This window comes from Photorhabdus namnaonensis (genome assembly GCF_001684335.1).
GTDB lineage: Bacteria > Pseudomonadota > Gammaproteobacteria > Enterobacterales > Enterobacteriaceae > Photorhabdus > Photorhabdus namnaonensis.
In genome coordinates, this window is the sequence record NZ_LOIC01000080.1 from 86,219 (window position 1) to 87,625 (window position 1,407).

2 protein-coding genes are annotated in these 1,407 nt (G+C 40.4%); both read left to right on the forward strand.

All coding sequences use genetic code 11. The features are described from left to right. A partial coding sequence (locus Phpb_RS16130) for a hypothetical protein (protein WP_240492585.1) occupies window positions 1-574 on the forward strand: 574 nt, incomplete at its 5' end. 75 nt (window positions 575-649) lie between these two features. Further along, a complete protein-coding gene (locus Phpb_RS16135) occupies window positions 650-1,405 on the forward strand; it encodes a hypothetical protein (protein ID WP_065391228.1) in 756 nt (251 codons plus the stop codon). Window positions 1,406-1,407 lie beyond the last annotated feature (2 nt).

Below are 1,407 nucleotides of genomic sequence, written 5' to 3' on the forward strand. Positions count from 1 at the left end.
GTATATCTCAAAAGACTGCCTTAGATATCAGCTTGATGCAGGTATGTCGCCTTATCAAGTGCCGACCTATTATGGACTGGATTTGGATGTAGAAGCTGATCCACAAACTGGTTACTTTCAGGCGAAATTGCCTTTCAATGGTGGAGGATGGTGTAAATGGAAAATCAATCAGGCTTCTGTGGCAGTAAGGTATACCGATGTCCGACATCTGGTGAAAGATGCTGTACCGTATGCGGGAACCGGTTTAATTGCATTTGTCAATGATGCAGTTCGGACAAACATTAGCGAAATTGCAGCATTGAATACCATTGATTTCAGCCCAATTATTTACCCTGTTTTGGAAATGGCTGAGGGTAGCCCAAAAAGGATATTTTTACAGGGTAAAGTTAGTATGTATCCCTTTCGATTCAGGTTAACGCCGGATGCTGAATGGAAAATTATCTATAAGCCTAAACTGGATGAAACTAAGATGCCGAAAGTTATTATCACTAACGGAAGGGGAGAATGGGTTGAATATCCCAGAGGACATATTGAAATCAATACCCAAATGGTAGATACCCGTTACATAAAGTAACGCTCTACTAAGGTCGTATCAACAGTTTATCTAAATGCCAACATGAGAATACTGTTATTAAAAGGAACTATCTGTGTGAAAATATTGAAGATAACGCTGTCCTTATTATTCCTCTATTTTATTTACTGGGCGTTTGGTGATACCTTTTTCAACTGGCTATTTCCCTTTTCATCTAAGGGAAAAGGGCCGTGGATAACGATGGAAGGAGTCATGCCGAAATACACTGAGCCGTATGTAGCGGCAAGATATATCTCAAAATCTTGTCTTGAATATGAATTTAGTGCGACGATGACACCTCATAAAGTACCGACTTATAATGTGCTTTACCAAGAGGTAACTACTGATCCCCAAACAGGTTATTTTCAGACGAAATTGCCTTTTAGTGGCGGAGGTTGGTGTAAATGGAAAATTGAGCGGGCTTATGTATCGGCGAATTATACCGATGTCAGTCACCTGGTGAAAGATGCCGTTCCCTATTCAGGGACAGGTTTAACCGCTTTTATCAACGATGCCGAACGAGAAAATTATTCTGAAGCCTCTGAGACGCGCGCAGTGAATACCATAGACTACAGACCGGTTATTTACCCTGTTTTGAAAATGGTAGAGGGACGTCCAAACAGAGTTTCCTTACAGGGCATAGTAGATTCGTTTCCTTTTCGGTTGAAATTAACGTCAGGAGCGGAATGGAAAATCATCTTTAAGCCTAAGTTGGATGAAACCAAAATGCCGAAAATTATTATCCCACCGGGTAAAGAACCTTCAAGAGTTGAATACCCTGATGGAAGAATTGATTTAAACAGAGATTCTATTGATTACTGGAAAATAAAGTAGTG